Raw genomic sequence first — 17,517 nt, forward strand, 5'->3', positions numbered from 1 at the left:
AGGGGTTTCATATGGCAACTCAAGATAAATTACAACAATATGCAGAACTGCTCGTTAATGTAGGTTTAAATGTACAAGAAGGTCAACCTGTTTACATTAGATCATCAGTTGATGCAATAGATTTAACAAGACGCATTGTTGAAGAAGCATATAAGAAAGGTGCTTCGGACGTAGCGGTTAAATACGCAGATGGTAAATTAGGACGACTTAAATTTGAATATGAGGACGTATCATTCTTTGACCAAGAGGTTAAGGATTATGTCGTATATGAACGTATGGATTATGCCAAGAGAGGTGCCGCTAACTTAGCGATTCTAACTGAAGATCCAGATTTACTTAATGGTATTGATCAAGACAAGTTAGCAAAAGCCCAAATGCGTGGCACACAAGCATTTAAAGAAGTTATGTTGATGACTCAGCGTAATGATTTCCCATGGTGTGTAGCTGCTTATCCATCTATAGAATGGGCTAAGCGTGTGTATCCAGAAAAAGACGATCAAGATGCGTTCGACACGTTTTTAGCAGATATTTATGAAATTGTACGTGTTGACGGTAATGACCCAGTCGAAAATTGGAAAAAGCACGCTGAGAACTTAAAAGCACGTGCGAATCAACTTCAAGAAAAAGAATATGATGCATTACGATACGAAGGTCCAGGTACTGATTTAACGATTGGTTTACCTAAAGGTCATTTATGGGAACATGCAACGAGCTATTTAGATAATGGCGTACCATTCGTTGCTAATATACCGACAGAAGAAGTATTTACAGCACCTGATGTTAAGCGCGTCAATGGTGTCGTTCGAAACACGCTGCCACTTAGCCATAATGGAAATATTATAGATGATTTTGAATTAACATTTAAAGACGGTGTCGTAATTGATTATAAAGCGGGTAAAGGTTACGACGTGTTAAAAAATTTACTTGAAACTGATGAGGGTGCTAAACGATTAGGGGAAGTTGCTTTAGTACCTGATGATTCACCAATTTCAAACCGTAATACAATTTTTTATAACACATTATTTGATGAAAATGCCTCATGCCACATTGCACTTGGTTCTGCTTACGCATTTAATTTAAAAGGCGGAACTGAAATGTCTGAAGATGAAAAGGTTGAGCATGGTTTAAATGATTCACTTGTTCACGTAGACTTTATGATTGGTAGTCAAGATTTAAATATCTACGGAGTTAAACAAGATGGCTCTGAAGAACCTGTCTTTGTAAAAGGTAACTGGGCATAATTGTCTCATATAGCAAATAGGGGGAAAACGATGACTAAACGTAAATCTATGAAAGCAGCAAAGAGTTATAAAAGTAGACAAGTATTTCCACAAGATACGAACCACCATCACACGATGTTTGGTGGTACACTAATGGAAAATATCGATGAAATCGCAGCAATTACTGCTATGAAGCATAGTAGTCATCAAGTGGTTACGGCTTCAACAGATTCTGTAGACTTTTTAAAACCGATTATGACAGGTGATATCCTTTCATATGAAGCCATGGTTTCTTATGCTGGTACATCTTCTATGGAAGTTTGTGTTCAAATCTTTATTGAAGATGTAGAAGAGGATGTTAAAAAGTTAGCAACATTAAGCTTTCTAACATTTGTAGCTTTAGGTGAAGATGGTAAACCGACTGAAGTTCCGGATGTTTATCCTGAAAATGAAGTTGAAAGATGGTTCCATGAAACAGCAGATATACGTGTTAAAAGACGCAAAGAACGTCGTGAAGAAAGTAAAAAGACGCTTAAGTTCTTAACTGAAATTGAATCAAAAGCACAAGAAGAATAAAATTAAGACGGTACAAGATATGCCTTAGTAACTCGTTGAGTTTGTTGGCAATGGATCTTGGTACCGTCTTTTATTTGTTTAATGATGTTGAAGTTGGTATTTATCATGCATCTTGCGTTCTTTTTCTTTAAAGTCTGTATCTTTGTAATACATATCTTTAACTAAAAGGTTTGGTCCTAGGCATTTCACCATTGGACAATGACAGTTTAATGATTTAGAAAGTGGTGATGCTAGCCACTTATTGAAGACATCATTTAAATTATCAGTTTGGATATTTGAAATTGAACCTGTTTCATCTCCGAAATCTGTCACAATAACATCCCCGCTAAATACATTCACGTTTAAACGGCTTCTGCCATCAGGGTCATTACGTACAGTAACGTTTTTCGCTTCATTTAAACGTTTCATTAATGCTTGATCACTTGGATTATCGATACAAGGATAAATTGGAAGCGTCCCAAATAACATCCATACATCTTCGTCACGAATATCTAATAAATGATGCATGCAATCCTTCATTTCATCTAAACTTAGTACATTTAACTGACTCGCAAAGTCTACTGGATACATAGGGTGTACCTCATGACGACTACATTTCATATCGTGTACGATTTCGTTATGAATCTTTTCAAGATATGGTTTCGTACTTTGGTTTAACATTGTTTCAGCTGAAATAAACATACCTTGGCTTGATAATGTACTTGCATTCGATAACATTTGGTCATATAGTTTTAACTTTGCTTTTAAAGGGGGTTGCTTGTCCATAGCACCAAACCCGACCTCAGTAAATTCATCGATTGTTCCCCAGTTATGTGAAATATGCATAACATCAATATATTCAGCAATATCTAAGTAACGATCTAGTGGCAACGTTAAATTTGAATTCATTTGTACATAGATGCCACGTTCATATGCATATTTGATTAAAGGTTTAACAATTTGTTTAATTGATTTCTTTGAAAACATTGGCTCCCCGCCAGTTATAGAAATCGTTCTTAATGTTTCAATTTCATCTAAGCGTCTAAATATTAAATCCATAGGTAAGGATTCAGGGTCCTTAGTTTGTAACGTGTAACCGACCGCACAGTGACTACAACGCATGTTACACAGGTTAGTCGTTGTAAATTCAATGTTACTTAACGTAAGTTCCCCGTACTTTTCAAGATCCACATAAGCTTCCCAAGGATCATTTGAAATTGAAATCGGTTTTTTATTTCTAATTGGCATGAACATTCTCCTAAATATAAATTACACAGATAATTATTAGGATTTTGTACGTTTTTGTCAAATTCATGTTAAGATAGTGTATATTCTAGAAAAAGGAGCGTTCATAAATGGATGAACCACAAACGATTGATCAAGTTAAAACGAAATTAAACCAATTTATCGAGGATATCGACCATGTCGATCCTGACCAAGTTAATGTTGATGATATTGATGAATGGATTAAATTACTCGATCAATTAGAGGAAAAGATGAGTCACGTACGTCGTTCATAATTTCTTATGTTTTGAAATCACTTTTAACGGAAAATTATATAGTAAGACTTTAAAACGAAAGGTGATTTTATAATGGCTAAAAAAGTAGCAGTATTATTAGATAACGAATTTGAAGATATCGAATTTACAAGTCCTAAAGAAGCTATTGAAAACGCTGGTCACGAAGTTGTCGTGATTGGTAAGAACGCTAATGAAGAAGTTACTGGTAAACATGGTGAAAAAGTAACAGTAGATGTAGGTATTGCAGATGCTAAAGCAGAAGATTATGACGCTTTATTATTACCAGGCGGATTTGCGCCAGACTTACTACGTGGTGACAGTGAAGGTCGCTTTGGTGCTTTTGCTAAATATTACACAACTAATGATGTACCAGTATTCGCAATTTGCCACGGTCCTCAAATTCTTATCGATACAGATGACCTAGAAGGACGTACAATGACTGCTGTATTAAACATCCGTAAAGACTTATCAAATGCAGGAGCGCACGTTGTTGATGAATCAGTAGTTGTAGATAAAAACATAGTAACAAGCCGTACACCTGACGATTTAGATGATTTCAATCATGAAATTGCTAAACAATTAGAAGCTTAATTAAATTAAAAATTAGATTATTCCACTAGGGTTAGATGAGATAAACTCATTTAACCCTAGTTTTTTATATATTTGATTAATATACCAATAAATGAGATATTTTGATTTTTACAACTTTTTAACTTAAAAAACAAATTTTATAAATTATATGGTGCTAGAATGATAGTTGGAAATACAATTTTGGGAGGTTCATTATGAAATCTAATATTGGTAAAGTTGTAACTTCTTCAGCAATGATTCTAGCACTTGCATCAACTCAAACGATTACATACACAGAAGCTAGTGAAAAAGGTGCGTCTCAAGACGAACATACCATCATGCATACAAATGATATTCACGGTCACTTCTTAAGTGAAGAGGGCGAAGTGATTGGTATGCCTAAACTTAAGACAATGAAAGAGCAAGTTAAACCAGATTTAATGGTAAGTGCTGGTGACACATTCCAAGGTTATGCACCATCAGATGCTACAGAAGGTCGTGAAATGGTTAAAGCATTCAATCAAATTGGTTATGATGCGATTACGCCAGGTAACCACGAATTTGATTTTGGTTTCGATCGTTTAATGGAAATCAAGAACAATATCAATGCACCAATGATTAGTACAAATGTTTATAAAGATGGTAAGCGTCCATTCAAGCCATCAACAATCGTGAATAAAAACGATGTAGACTACGGTATTGTTGGTGTAACATCTGATGAAACTGAAAATTTAACACGTCTAGACAGTTTAGAAGGGGTTGAATTCAAAGATCCTGTTCAAAGTGCCACGGAAGAAATTAAGAATATCCAAGATCAATCTGATGTCATCGTCGTGTTATCTCATCTAGGTGTGAACGATACGTCTGAAAAGGCCGAGCGCGGTGACCATTTATTAAAAGCCCTTACAGATAATCCTGAAATCAAGAAGCCTGTATACGTCATTGACAGTCATTCACACACAGTACTTAAAAATGGTGAATATTATAAAGGTAACCCTTTAGTTCAAACAGGCAAATGGTTATCAAACGTTGGCTTAATTGATTTTGATTTCAAAAATGATCAAGCAACGAACCCAGAAGCTTCATTAATTCCAGAAGCTGAAACACGTGATATCAAACCTAACAAGAAATTAGAACAACAAGTTAATAAAGCTAACAAAGCATTTTTAAAAGAAGCGTCAGAAGTTCTTGTTAAGGGTAATGAAGTGCTTTTCGAGAAGCCAGAAGATAAAGGCTTCTCTCATGAAACGAACTTAGGTAACGCAATTGCAGATTCAATGGAAGACGTTAAATTTAAAGAACCTACTGACTTTGCATTTATGACAAGCGGTAGTATCCAAAAGAACATCGAACCTGGTGATATCACGAAGAAAGACGTATTAGATGTCATGCCGTATGGTAGTTCATCTGTACTTCAAATGGACGTAAAAGGTTCAACGGTTAAAGAAGCATTCGAACATAGTTTAGATGCTGATGTTCATAACATCTTAGACAACCCTAAACTAAAAAGTAGCGGAAGCTTCTTACAGATTTCTAAATCAATTCGCGTTAAATACGATGCCTCTAAACCAAGCGGCGAACGCGTTAACCAAATTGAAGTATTAAATAAAGAAACAAACACTTTTGAACCACTTAACTTAGAGCGTACGTATAAAGTTGCTACAGACGACTTTACAGCTCGCGGTGGTGGCGGCTACGATATGTTTGAGCGTAACTTTAAAGAAGGAAAATCTATGAACGAGGCATTTATGGATTACCTTAAAAAAGGACAACTTGACCAATATGAGACAACAGTTGCTGAACGTTCAATTTCAATACATGACGATGCTGCAATGAAACAAGCTCAAGATAAAACATTACCTGAATCAGGTGAACATGTAACACCATGGTTTGTAGGTGCTAGTGCTTTCTTATTAATTGCAGGTATGTCTATGGTAGCTTTAAGTAGACGTCAATCAACTAAATAATGACATTGAAAAAGGCGGAACGCGTCATGCGTTCCGCCGATTTTTTTCTTAATTCACTTATAAAAAGCGTTTTACTGCTTCGGACATTGGAGGTAGTTCATCAATCTTAAGTTCTTTATCTTCAGTGATTGAACGATACATCCACTTCATGTAGTTCTTAGCTTCTTCTGGAAGAATTTTACCAGGAAGTGGTGCAGCATTAGGATCCACATGAACATTTACAATCGTTGGTTTAGATTGTTGGAATGCTGTTTGAACAACTGCATCAATGTCTTTAGGGTCTTTTAACGTATAACCAATACCGCCACAATTCTCAGCGAACTTAGCAAAGTCTAAGTCATGGAAATCAACGCCATACTCTAACTCACCTGCAGCCTGTTGTTCATACTTAATGAATGATAGCTCTTGGTTATTAAGTACGAAGATAACCATTGGTAAACGATACTCAACTGCAGTTGTGAAATCTTGCATAACCATCGCGAATGCGCCGTCACCACTAATACAAACTGCTTGGCGTTCAGGATGTGCGATTTTAGCCGCAATCGCACCTGGTAATCCGCAACCCATCGTACCTAACCAACTAGAAAGAATAAACTTATTCGTTACATCTAATTGTAGATAACGCGTAGACCAAACTGTTGCTGTACCAACATCGATAGAGAAGATCGTATCCTTATTCGTAACTTTATTAATGGCATGCATTAAGCGTTCAGGACGAATAGGTTCAGCTTCACTCTTCATATCTTCAGCCATCCATTTATCCCAAGTTACTTTATGGTTCACCATTTCTTTTAAGAAATCGCGTTCAGGCACTTCTGGTGTCGCTTCAATTAGCGCTTGAAGTCCAACTTTAGCATCTCCTACAATAGGCGCATCTACATTGAAGCGATGACCAATTGCTTCTTCTTTAATGTCTAATTGAATGCAAGGGATATCTTTCTTAGGTAGGTAATCAACGTAAGGGTAGTTGGTACCCGCTAAGATAAGTAAGTCGGCACTTTGCATGGCTTGATAAGAAGGTTTAGTACCAATCTTACCGAGATTACCTAATTTATAAGGGTGATCATCTGAAATGATACATTTAGATGGTAGAGATACGATAGCTGGAATCTTGAACTTCTCAATGAACGTTTTAACCTCGTCACGTGCATGGTCCACACCTTGACCAACTAATACGACAGGTTTTTTACTTTGAGCTAGCAGTTCAGATGCTTTCTCAATTTGGCTCACTTCAGGTTTTTTAGGTTCTTTAAATGATTTATCAAACATTTGATGCGTCGTATCTTTAATCTTCGTGTTAAGTAGATTGTTTGGTAACGTTAACACGGCCACACCTTTTTTCTCATAAGCTGTGCGGATTGCTTCGTTAACAATTTCGAACACGTCTGATGAATCACTTAATTGCTTGTTATATACAGCTACATCTTCGAATAATTTAGGTAAATTCACTTCCTGAAAAGCCTTAGTGCCAAGTACATCGCTATCAGCTTGACCAGCTAGGATAAGTTGAGGTACGTTGTCTAATTTCGCATCATACATACCGTTTAATAAATGGATTGCACCTGGTCCACCAATACTAAGTGCAACACCAATTTTACCAGTGATTTTAGTATAAGCTGCAGCAGCTAAACTGCCTACTTCTTCATGTCTCACTGTATAAAAGTTCATATCTTCTTCTGCCGCTTTTAACCCGTCAACGACAGCATCAATAGAATCGCCAGGAATACCGAAGATTTGATCGATGTCCCAAGCTTTAAGCGCTTTAATTAAAGCATGGTTTGCTTTTATTTTAGCCATTTAAATAATCTCCTTCCGAAAGTGTAGTTAAATTTTTGCTCGTTCTATAGACCGATATTTCTCATTTCCTATAGAAAATACACTTATCTACTGGTAAAGTTACCTATAATGAGAGGAACTAAACATGGTTTTAAATGACAAATTAGCAACAATATGTAAATTTTAGGAAACTTACATTTTGACAGGATTTGACTTTTAACAAAAGGGAAAGTTGTTCGTAAGTTAAAGCTTACGTTAAGGAGACGAATCATGAAACGATCACAAAAATATGCCAAGTCGTCACGTGCACAATACGATGCGCGCTATGATGAACCGTACTACAACACGTACGAACATCCAGTAGGGCAACCACCTAGTAAGAAGCGAGGTATGAAATTTCTAGGCGGTATCTTCGCAGTTATCTTCATACTAGGACTCATCTTTGTTGGCGCGATGTATTTATTATCATTGCGTGCAGATGTGGATGAGTTAAAGTCCCTTGAGGAAAAGCCCAACTTCGTGAGTAGCCAAGATATGCCGCATTATACAAAAGGGGCCTTTATTGCGCTTGAAGATAGACGCTTTAATGACCACAACGGGTTTGATTTAAGAGGTACCTTTAGAGCGTTATTCACGACAGTGCGTACTCAGAACCTACAAGGTGGCAGTACGATTACACAACAAACAGTTAAAAATTATTACTATGATAACGAACAATCGATTACGCGAAAACTGAAAGAATTCTTTGTAGCGCTTCGTGTTGAACGGAAATATAATAAGAACGAAATTCTAAGTTATTATATGAATAATATTTATTATGGTAATAATCAATACGACATAGAGTCCGCAGCAAACTATTACTTTGGTGCAACGGTGAATCAGAATAATCCATCGTTACCAAAAGTCACAGTGCTACAAAGTGCGATTCTAGCAAGTAAAATCAATGCACCAAGCGTATATGATAGTCAAGAATATTCACCAGCTTTCATCAATCGGGTTAAATCTACATTAGAGAAGATGAAGCAAGAACAATATATTAATGATCAACAGTATACCGAAGCGTTACAACAACTTGGCGTATAAGGCGAGAGCCATATGCATTCTTAGAAGTTGTCTATGGCCTAACTCGAATCTCAATTGAGTTAGGCTATAGTTATTTAAAGGGCTTTTAAAAAAGATACATTTAAATTATCTTTATAATAAGTTATCCTTTATAGTGGAGTGATATGATGGGAAAGTTAACTAAAATTGAAGTTCAGAAGCGTAATAAGGAACGCTTTAATTTATATATTGATGGTGAATTTGTAACTGGTATCGACATGGATACATATGTTCACTTTAATTTACGTAAAGGTCAGGATGTTGATCAAGCTTTATTACAAGATATCAAGCATCATGATACGTATCGTAAGGCGCTCAATACTGCCATTAATTATATCTCCATTCGTAAACGTACGCTTAAAGAGGTTGAACAGCACCTCCTAAAGAAGGAATTCGACCCGTCGATTATAGATTCTGTTAATCATACATGTCTTAAAGAAGGTTACATTAACCATGATGATTATACGCAAAGTTTAATGCGTACGATGATTAATACTACGGACAAAGGTCCTCAAATCTTTAAGCAAAAGTTGATTGTAGCGGGTATTGAAGATCATTTAGTTGATTTGTATGTAAATAAATATGAACAAGAACAACCATTTGATAAAATAGTAAGCATAGCAGAAAAAATTAAAAAGCAGAAAAAAGGACCTGTTAAAACGGTTGAGACTAAGGTGAAACAATCGTTAATTCAGAAAGGTTACACGTTTGAAACGATAAATGAGGTTATGAACGCATTGGACTTTTCAATGGATGAAGATATTGTGAAGCAAATGCTTCAGAAGGACCTCGAAAAATATTACAAGAAATACGCTAAGAAATATGATGGTGCAATGGTTAATTTGAAGACGAAAGAAGCGCTATTTCGAAAAGGGTATCAAATGGAACAAATTAATCAAATCTTAGAAGAAAGTGGAGTTGATGATGAATAAAAAGCTTAGTGAGATGACAGAACACGAAATTAGAGATGAAATCGGTAAATATCGCGAGAAAATGCGTAAAGCAGAAATGAATGGGATATTAAATGAGTATGATGTTTATCAAAGTAAGCTCATCGTTGCAAATAGCTACCTAATCGATCGTTCTAAAATTGAAATTGGTCGCATTTATCCACTCGATGACGGTACGGACTGCTTCTTCAAGGTGGAAAGGTTGAAAGGTGTGTTTGCTTGGGGGTTTAGAATTAACAGTAGCGAGCGTGAAGAAGGAATCCCTATTGCATTATTAAAAATATAGAAGGATGAATATAAATGGTGAGTTCAATTGTATTAAAGCTGTTAGATGTTACACATTATTATCGTAATAATAAGACACGACCATGGTATAAACCATTTGGCTATGGTGAAGACGATATTGATATCAATAATGTTACATTACATATTTATCAAGGTGAGGCGCTTGGTATTATAGGGGAACCTGGTTCTTCAAAGACTTTAATCGGACGCTTACTTGCTGGTCAAATTCAGCCTGATAAAGGGAAAGTGACGCGTCGTGAACAAGTCTTCTATGCGAATGCTTTGGATAAGATTCATGAAGACATCAAGGTGTCGAGCTTTGTGCGTAATGCGCTGAGTTTGTATGATAAGCGCGTGAGCACGCGTAAGATTACGAAGTTATTAAAGGAAGCGGAACTTGATAAGGATAAGCATACATATATTAGTGATTTATCAGACGAAGCGTATAGTACATTATTATTCGTCCTAGCACGTGCATCTAAAGCGAAGATCATCATTCTTAATCAGGTTGCATCGTCTCTCCCTGAAAAGTACTTCTCTGAATTAAAGCGTCTTGTGCATGAATATATCAGTTTAAATCAGACGTTCGTTAATGTTGACGATAATATAGATCGTGTCGTTAAGGTGAGTAACTACGCTGCATGGATATCACACGGACAACTGCGTAAAGAAGGACCTCTTAGTGAAGTGATCCCGATGTTTAAAGACCATGAAGCGGATCGTCAATCTCTTGAAACAGATGAAGAGAAAGCACGCTTTGATATGGATTGGAAGAATGGGCGCACGCGTCTTCCTGAAAAGGACTATAACTTTAAACGTATTGAACGTTATAACCATGCGAAACCACCTAAATTCTTAATGACAATTTGGCTATGGTCATTCTTATTTTTAAGTGGCATGTTTTTAACAGGTCTCTTGTCCTTTAACAATTTAGGAAAAGTCGATATCGAGCAAGAAATGAATGAATCTGCAATTTCTACTGAGCAAAAGGACCCTTATGAAGAAAAACTTGCTTTCGGTATTGTAGAAGCTAAAAATGTTAAGCTAAAGCCAACTAAAGGTGGTAAAGGTCTAACTGTTCCAGAAAGCAGTGTCCTTTCAATTGTTGCTGAGAACTCTAAACGATACCAAGTAGAAGTTGATGGTAAGCAGTATACTGTTAAGAAGAATCCAATCCGATTCTTCAATCCTGCAGGTCTCTATGCAGAACACGATGTAGAAGACTTACATCCTTATATGAAACGAAACTATGTCGACTCATTCTCATATTTCAATAGTCACTTGCATAAGAAACATAAAGAAGTTACGGACTCATTAGTGCCTGAAAAGGACAAAGATAACCGCTTTAACGTACCGATAACAGAGCAACCAATCAATATGCTTTTCGATGATCAGAATAAAGTGATTGGTTTCACGTTCCCGATTGTTGATGAAAAGAAATTAAAGGATAAATTTAATATCGATCGCGACATTTGGATTACGAAGTCTGGAGACGGATACTTACTAGCGGACTTTGAAAATGATAAATGGACTTATATAGAAATGTAGGTGAAAAGAGTGGAAATAAAAAACTATATTAAAAACGCACCGCAATTACTTCGACACGCACTGCAAAGTGTTAAGAACAATTGGGCATACTATTTAGTTCCGTTATTAGTAGGGTTATTACTCGCATTTGTGATTCGATTGATTTTTTGGAAGTTCAATTCAACTGAAATACTTTCAGCTACAATGTTCTATCGATTAAGTGGATTAACAATGTTTATGTTTACGACACTAGCCATCTATAAAAATATCAAGTCATTCCGAAAGGACTTTCAGGTAACGCGATTACTGAATGTGTCACCATCAGTTAAAAACTTTGTGACAGCACTTGTATTTACCATAAGTTCATTTATTATACATCTTGTGATTTTAGTACTAAAACCAGCGAACGCAGATGGTTCTATTTTAAGTATGATTTTATATCACATCATGATGTTATTATTTGCGACATTGATTTCAATTTTATTCGGTAGACTATCGCTTAAATTTAAAAAGATTCATTACTTTTTCATTGGTTTAGCGGTGTTATCATTTTTCACACTGCCAATACTTTTCATTTTAGATAATGAGAATGCGTTAATTACACACTTACTGATGATAAATCCTTTATTTTATCTCGTAGATGGTGTTGAAAAAGCAACGCTTATTGGTAGAAGCAGTATAGGTAACGTCATTTATCATTTATATTTCTTAAGCTTTTTAGGTTTAATTACGATGTTGATATACGCGATTAAAAAGCAAGTTACAATCTTTGATGTGAATCAAACGCCTCAAAAGAAATAAAATTGTGAAGCGCTAGTATTACCAGTCGCTTTTTAAATAAGATACACATAAGAAAAGTCCAACTCACTTAATATGAGTTGGACTTTTTGTGGTTCTCAATATGGAGTTACGAAAGTAAATTTATTTCCTAACAGCTGACTCAGAGGGCGGGGCCCGGCAGTTATTAAAGACCAAAGAAGCTCGTGCTTCTTTGTAAGTTCAACTAACGAATTGAAAATTCGAGTTGAACTTTACACGCATTCAAATTATCAAGCTATTATAGCCGGGGCTTGAGCGAATTAAGCTAATTGAAAAGTAATGAAATATAGATTTTAAGCTTTACTACACACAATTCTCAAAACAGCTGACTCCTAGGGGAGTAGCGTGAGTCTGGAGACTACAGGCTCCAGCCACGCCCCAGGAAAGCATGCTGTTTTAAGTGAATTGTGTAATATGTCCTAAGCCCTTGTCCTACTAACAAACTGAAAGTTTGAGTAAGGCTTCAGGCTCCAGCCGCAATCTATGAAAGCATGCTGTTAAGGAAATCTGTACTAACTTACCAATCTAAAATGAACCTAAATTCATTTAATTGGTACGATGTGGCTTTTCAAAAATAGGAATAAAGGAATTATACATGTAACTTACGTTGTAATTTATCTTCGGTAAAGACCCATCCTGTATATGAATTCAATACCTTACGATCGTTGTTTAAGTGCGCAATCGCCGTAAACGCATAATGATCATCGTTTAAATATCTTAAATCGATGAATCTTAATTCAATGGTCTCGTCATCTACACGTCTTGTATGCCATCTATAAATTGAAGAGAAGTTAAGGAATGCTTTAATATTCGCATCGTTCTTAGCGTCATGCATCAATGATTCGCTTGGATAAGGCTGGCGTTTTACTTTATCACTGAATACGATATTGCCACCATAACTTCGGCCAACATAATCGTTTTCAATTGTTTGAATTGCGACACGCCACTGCATAAAGCGTAACGTTGGTATGACGAAAACTTTAACCGGTTTATCACTATTATCAATTAATCCTAGTGCCTTTTTACGGATGGATTGTTGAATGATATAGCGTATGATGTAGTATGCCACTAAGATTCCGAGTATCGGAAAGAACACGAGATATGGATGGAAGCCAATACTCCATAACACGATTCCGATGAGTAAGATAATAAAAATAATTGGGTCGAACGTGTTGATGATGCCGAGTTGTATCCATTTATTTGATAAAGGCCTTAATGCTTGCGTACCATATGAATTAAAGATGTCTACAAAGACATGTAAGAATACAGCGAGTTGTGCCCATAACCACACATGCATTGGATGTACATCGTGAAAGAATGTGAAAATGAGCAATGTTAAGATTAAGGGCCATAAGATTGTAAAAGGTATTGAATGTGTGACGCCTCTATGGTTTGATATATACGTTGCATTATTTTTAAGTTTCGTAACGGTATCAATATCAGGAATTAATGAACCTGCCACTAAAGTCGTCATGATCGCTGGAAAGTTATCATGCATACTTGGGTCTTGGGTAGCTATTGCGGTTAAGCCAACACCGATAGCTATGTGTGTCGCAGTATCCATTTTATACACCCACTTTATAAGTTGTTATAACTTATTATAATCGAAAAAGGGCGATAACAAAATTAACACATATTGAAAGTAGTGATTTTATGTATGATGCATCAACGTTTAAGTCAGACTTGTTGAAATGGTATGACGAAAATAAAAGAGAAATGCCGTGGCGCAATACGTCGAATCCTTATTATATTTGGCTTAGTGAAGTCATGTTACAACAAACACAAGTGAATACGGTCATTGATTACTATCATCGTTTCACAAGGGCTTTTCCTACAATGGAAGCTTTAAGCGAAGCAAAAGAAGATGATGTTCTTAAAATGTGGGAAGGTCTCGGCTATTACAGTCGAGCAAGAAACTTTCATCACGCTGTGAAAGATGTCGTGAACCACTATGATGGTGTGGTACCAAGTGATGCGAAAAAGTTCGGCGACTTAAAAGGGGTAGGTCCTTATACGAAAGCTTCGGTATTGAGTATCGCGTTTAACAAACCGCTTCCTGCCGTCGATGGAAATGTGTTCAGAGTTTGGTCACGTCTTAATACGATTTATGAGGATATTAAAAAGCCTGCAACGCGTAAAATGTTTGAACGTGACTTAGAACCATATGTTCAAGATCGTTCAGGTGAATTTAACCAAGCGATGATGGAACTCGGCGCAACGGTGTGTACGCCAAAGCAACCCTTATGCTTATTCTGTCCGATACAATCACATTGTGAAGCATTTGACAAGGGCGTCGTCATGGAATTGCCGGTTAAATCTAAGTTAAAGAAGAAGAAATCGATCACACAATATGTATTTCTCATTGAAAATGAACAAGGCGACCTGCTTGTAGAGAAGCGTACGGAACGTTTGCTTAAAGATATGTGGCAATTTCCAATGTATGAACATGATTATGCGGAAGCATTGCTTGATAGTGAGCTTGATATACAAGTTCATGTTGACCGTGAACCTGATTTCAAACTGAAGCATCAGTTTACACACTTAACATGGCATATGTATGTATTTCAGCTAAAAGATACACGTGTGACACAACGAAGTTTGCCTGAAAACATGACATACATGCCTAAAAAGGATAAAGAAACGTTTAATTTCCCAGTGTCTATGACGAAGGTTTTCAATCACTTTTACACGTAAAAAGTTATAGGCATACTATTTATGAAAAATTGACGCTCATGATATACTAATTTTGGAATACTAAATATAAAGGTGGTGTGGAAAGTGGTCAAAGAATCCATACCAGAGGAAGGTCAGGTACTTAAAATTCAGAGTTACAAACATGATGGTAGCTTACACCGTGTTTGGTCTGAAACAACGATTCTAAAAGGAACTGACCATGTCGTTATTGGAGGAAATGATCATACACTTGTCACAGAAAGTGATGGTCGCACTTGGATAACTAGAGAACCAGCTATTGTGTATTTTCATTCTGAATATTGGTTTAATGTGATATGTATGTTCCGTGAAGATGGTGTGTATTATTACTGTAACCTTTCTTCACCATTCGTATGTGATGAAGAAGCTTTAAAATACATCGACTATGACTTAGATGTAAAAGTATATCCGAATGGTAAATACCATCTACTCGACGAAGATGAGTACGAACAACATATGAAACAAATGAATTATCCAAAGGACATTGATCATATTTTGAGACGAAGTGTTGATATCTTACAACAATGGATCGAACAAAAGAAAGGTCCATTTGCGCCTGACTTTATTAAAGTATGGCGTGAACGCTTCAAAAAAATTCATAACCAATAAATCAGATTGTTCATGTTAAGTCATCAACAGCCTAAGCGTTTTGTCTTGGGCTGTTTCGTTTTGAGACGAGAAAGGAGCAGAATATGATAAGACGTTACCTACAATTCGTTAAACCTTACAAATGGCTCATTGTTGGTACGATTATCGTCGGCATCATAAAATTTGGGATTCCGTTATTAATTCCACTACTGATCAAGTACGTGATTGATGGCGTCATTAATAATCCAGATTTAGTCGTCGATCAAAAAATTCAACGTTTAATTATAGCACTATCCATTGCGACGTTTATATTCGTGATTGTTAGACCGCCGATTGAATATTTAAGACAATATCTCGCGCAATGGACAAGTAACAAAATTTTATATGACATTCGTAAGAAGTTATATAGTCATTTACAAGCCTTAAGTACTCGTTATTACGCGAATAACAAGGCAGGGGAAATCATCTCACGCGTCATTAATGACGTCGAGCAATCTAAAGACTTCATTTTAACTGGTCTCATGAATATATGGCTAGATTGTATTACGATTGGTATCGCACTGACAGTCATGTTCTTCTTGGACATCAGACTTACTTTCGCGGCGATGATCATATTCCCATTCTACATTTTAACCGTATATTTCTTCTTCGGTCGTTTACGTGCCTTAACACGTAAACGTTCTCAAGCATTAGCTGAAGTACAAGGGTTCTTACATGAACGCGTTCAAGGTATGTCTGTAATTAAAAGCTTCGCCATTGAACGTAACGAAGCTAAGAACTTTGATCGTAAAAACCGTAACTTCCTTGAAAAGGCCTTTAAGCATACGAGATGGAATGCGTATTCATTCTCAGCTATTAACACCGTTACGGATGTTGGCCCATTAATCGTTATTGGTTACGGTGCTTACTTAGCAATTACAGGTTCCGTTACAGTTGGTACGCTTGCAGCATTCGTAAGTTACCTTGAACAACTATTTGGTCCACTTCGTAGACTTGTATCATCATTCACGACGCTTACACAAAGTTTTGCGTCAATGGACCGTGTGTTCCAATTATTTGATGAAAAGTATGATATTAAAAACGAGCATGACGCTAAGAAGATTCCAATTAAAGAAGGTAATATCGAGTTACATGACGTTTCATTTAAATACAATCAAAATGAAAAGTACGTACTTAACGGCATTAATCTTTCCATTCATCAAGGTGAAACTGTCGCATTCGTTGGTATGAGTGGTGGCGGTAAGTCGACATTAATTAACTTAATACCGAGATTCTATGATACGACAGAAGGTTATATTACGATTGATAATCATGATATAAAATCCTTCTTCACTGAAAGCTTACGTCGCCAAATCGGTCTCGTACAGCAAGATAACATTTTATTCTCGGATACCGTAAAAGAGAATATTTTACTTGGTAAGCCTGATGCGAGCGATGATGAAATCGTTGAAGCGGCTAAAATGGCGAATGCGCATGATTTTATCATGAGTTTACCGAATGGCTATGATACAGAAGTTGGTGAACGTGGCGTTAAATTATCAGGCGGTCAAAAACAACGTTTATCAATTGCGCGTATCTTCTTAAATAATCCGCCAATATTAATTCTAGACGAAGCAACAAGTGCATTAGACCTTGAAAGTGAAGCAATTATTCAAGAAGCATTAAATATCTTAAGTCGAGACCGTACGACATTAATCGTGGCGCACCGTTTATCTACGATTACTCACGCAGATAAAATTGTTGTCATTGAGAATGGTGAAATCGTTGAAATGGGCGACCATCAGACGCTACTTCAAAAAGAGGGCGCTTACGCTCGACTATTCAACATTCAAAACTTGTCATAAGTTTCATTAAATATATGATAATGTACGTTTAAATTGTTTGAATGCCTAAAGAAAATGGGAAAGACACTACTAGTGTCTTTCTC

At 36.4% G+C, this 17,517-nt stretch carries 16 protein-coding genes; 13 read left to right on the plus strand and 3 right to left on the minus strand.

Going from position 1 to position 17,517, the window contains the following annotated elements; translation table 11 throughout:
* Positions 1 to 11: 11 nt before the first annotated feature.
* Entirely contained in the window at positions 12 to 1,241 is a 1,230-nt protein-coding gene (locus A33S_RS0110905; protein WP_009384029.1) for an aminopeptidase, read from the plus strand.
* A 30-nt stretch (positions 1,242 to 1,271) separates the two neighbouring features.
* The gene (locus A33S_RS0110910; RefSeq protein ID WP_009384028.1) at positions 1,272 to 1,796 is read left to right on the plus strand and encodes an acyl-CoA thioesterase; all 525 of its coding nucleotides are present in this window, start codon (positions 1,272 to 1,274) and stop codon (positions 1,794 to 1,796) included.
* A 78-nt stretch (positions 1,797 to 1,874) separates the two neighbouring features.
* On the opposite strand, the gene yfkAB is transcribed toward A33S_RS0110910, so the two are convergent.
* Positions 1,875 to 3,017, minus strand: coding sequence for a radical SAM/CxCxxxxC motif protein YfkAB (gene yfkAB, locus A33S_RS0110915; protein WP_193765465.1), 1,143 nt, complete (start codon positions 3,015 to 3,017; stop codon positions 1,875 to 1,877).
* A gap of 113 nt (positions 3,018 to 3,130) precedes the next feature.
* Between yfkAB and A33S_RS12455 the strand changes: the two genes are divergently transcribed.
* The 3 genes from A33S_RS12455 to A33S_RS0110930 all read left to right on the plus strand — a co-directional run bounded on the left by A33S_RS12455 (position 3,131) and on the right by A33S_RS0110930 (position 5,832).
* A complete protein-coding gene (locus A33S_RS12455; RefSeq protein WP_009384026.1) occupies positions 3,131 to 3,295 on the plus strand; it encodes an SE1561 family protein in 165 nt (54 codons plus the stop codon).
* A 72-nt stretch (positions 3,296 to 3,367) separates the two neighbouring features.
* Positions 3,368 to 3,886 (plus strand): type 1 glutamine amidotransferase domain-containing protein, encoded by a 519-nt coding sequence (locus A33S_RS0110925; protein ID WP_009384025.1) that lies wholly within the window; start codon positions 3,368 to 3,370, stop codon positions 3,884 to 3,886.
* A gap of 194 nt (positions 3,887 to 4,080) precedes the next feature.
* Positions 4,081 to 5,832, plus strand: a complete 1,752-nt coding sequence (locus A33S_RS0110930) for a 5'-nucleotidase C-terminal domain-containing protein (RefSeq protein ID WP_009384024.1) — start codon at positions 4,081 to 4,083, stop codon at positions 5,830 to 5,832.
* A 57-nt stretch (positions 5,833 to 5,889) separates the two neighbouring features.
* On the opposite strand, the gene A33S_RS0110935 is transcribed toward A33S_RS0110930, so the two are convergent.
* Positions 5,890 to 7,629, minus strand: coding sequence for a pyruvate oxidase (locus A33S_RS0110935; protein WP_009384023.1), 1,740 nt, complete (start codon positions 7,627 to 7,629; stop codon positions 5,890 to 5,892).
* Positions 7,630 to 7,878: 249 nt separating this feature from the next.
* On the opposite strand from A33S_RS0110935, the gene sgtB reads away from it, so the two are divergent.
* The 5 genes from sgtB (at position 7,879) to A33S_RS0110960 (ending at position 12,272) form a co-directional block, all read left to right on the plus strand.
* Entirely contained in the window at positions 7,879 to 8,691 is an 813-nt protein-coding gene (gene sgtB, locus A33S_RS0110940; RefSeq protein ID WP_009384022.1) for a monofunctional peptidoglycan glycosyltransferase SgtB, read from the plus strand.
* Between the two features lie 146 nt (positions 8,692 to 8,837).
* Positions 8,838 to 9,641 (plus strand): recombination regulator RecX, encoded by an 804-nt coding sequence (recX, locus tag A33S_RS0110945; RefSeq protein WP_009384021.1) that lies wholly within the window; start codon positions 8,838 to 8,840, stop codon positions 9,639 to 9,641.
* Entirely contained in the window at positions 9,631 to 9,945 is a 315-nt protein-coding gene (locus A33S_RS0110950; RefSeq protein ID WP_026049016.1) for a YfhH family protein, read from the plus strand. Before recX ends, A33S_RS0110950 begins: the two co-directional genes overlap by 11 nt.
* Positions 9,946 to 9,959: 14 nt before the next feature.
* Positions 9,960 to 11,492, plus strand: a complete 1,533-nt coding sequence (locus tag A33S_RS0110955; protein ID WP_009384019.1) for an ATP-binding cassette domain-containing protein — start codon at positions 9,960 to 9,962, stop codon at positions 11,490 to 11,492.
* Positions 11,493 to 11,501: 9 nt separating this feature from the next.
* Positions 11,502 to 12,272: a sugar ABC transporter permease gene (locus A33S_RS0110960; RefSeq protein WP_009384018.1), complete on the plus strand. Its 771-nt coding sequence runs from the start codon at positions 11,502 to 11,504 to the stop codon at positions 12,270 to 12,272.
* Between the two features lie 607 nt (positions 12,273 to 12,879).
* Here the strand turns inward: A33S_RS0110960 and A33S_RS0110965 are convergent.
* Entirely contained in the window at positions 12,880 to 13,854 is a 975-nt protein-coding gene (locus A33S_RS0110965; protein ID WP_017176868.1) for a metal-dependent hydrolase, read from the minus strand.
* An 89-nt stretch (positions 13,855 to 13,943) separates the two neighbouring features.
* Between A33S_RS0110965 and mutY the strand changes: the two genes are divergently transcribed.
* The 3 genes from mutY (at position 13,944) to A33S_RS0110980 (ending at position 17,434) form a co-directional block, all read left to right on the plus strand.
* A complete protein-coding gene (mutY, locus tag A33S_RS0110970; RefSeq protein ID WP_009385399.1) occupies positions 13,944 to 14,984 on the plus strand; it encodes an A/G-specific adenine glycosylase in 1,041 nt (346 codons plus the stop codon).
* Between the two features lie 84 nt (positions 14,985 to 15,068).
* Positions 15,069 to 15,611 carry a nucleoside tri-diphosphate phosphatase gene (gene ntdP, locus A33S_RS0110975; RefSeq protein WP_009385401.1) on the plus strand — a complete coding sequence of 181 codons (543 nt, stop codon included), beginning with the start codon at positions 15,069 to 15,071 and terminating at the stop codon, positions 15,609 to 15,611.
* An 83-nt stretch (positions 15,612 to 15,694) separates the two neighbouring features.
* Complete coding sequence (locus A33S_RS0110980) at positions 15,695 to 17,434, plus strand: ABC transporter ATP-binding protein (RefSeq protein WP_009385404.1); 1,740 nt, start codon at positions 15,695 to 15,697, stop codon at positions 17,432 to 17,434.
* The last annotated feature ends 83 nt before the right edge of the window (positions 17,435 to 17,517 follow it).

It is taken from the genome of Staphylococcus massiliensis CCUG 55927, assembly GCF_000298075.1.
In the GTDB taxonomy this organism is placed as follows: Bacteria; Bacillota; Bacilli; order Staphylococcales; family Staphylococcaceae; genus Staphylococcus; species Staphylococcus massiliensis.